Origin of the sequence: Haloarcula sp. Atlit-120R, assembly GCF_003665885.1 — an archaeon.
In the GTDB taxonomy this organism is placed as follows: domain Archaea; phylum Halobacteriota; class Halobacteria; order Halobacteriales; family Haloarculaceae; genus Haloarcula; species Haloarcula taiwanensis.
On sequence record NZ_QPLN01000040.1, the window covers coordinates 1 to 571 of the forward strand.

Sequence of the window (571 nt, forward strand, 5' to 3'; positions counted from 1 at the left end):
AGCCCTCGCTTTTCTGTACCGTAAGGTGGTACAGGAACAAGGACTGGGCAAGACCGGTGCCAGCCGCCGCGGTAATACCGGCAGTCCAAGTGATGGCCGATATTATTGGGCCTAAAGCGTCCGTAGCCGGCCGGACAAGTCCGTTGGGAAATCGACGCGCTCAACGCGTCGGCGTCCAGCGGAAACTGTCCGGCTTGGGGCCGGAAGACCTGAGGGGTACGTCCGGGGTAGGAGTGAAATCCTGTAATCCTGGACGGACCACCAATGGGGAAACCACCTCAGGAAGACGGACCCGACGGTGAGGGACGAAAGCTAGGGTCTCGAACCGGATTAGATACCCGGGTAGTCCTAGCTGTAAACGATGCTCGCTAGGTGTGCCGTAGGCTACGAGCCTGCGCTGCGCCCTAGGGAAGCCGAGAAGCGAGCCGCCTGGGAAGTACGTCTGCAAGGATGAAACTTAAAGGAATTGGCGGGGGAGCACCACAACCGGAGGAGCCTGCGGTTTAATTGGACTCAACGCCGGACATCTCACCGGTCCCGACAGTAGTAATGACGGTCAGGTTGACGACTT

At 59.2% G+C, this 571-nt stretch carries 1 rRNA gene; it reads left to right on the forward strand.

Features of this window, described 5'->3' with window-relative positions:
* Positions 1-571 (forward strand): 16S ribosomal RNA (locus DVK01_RS21120); the annotation flags it as partial.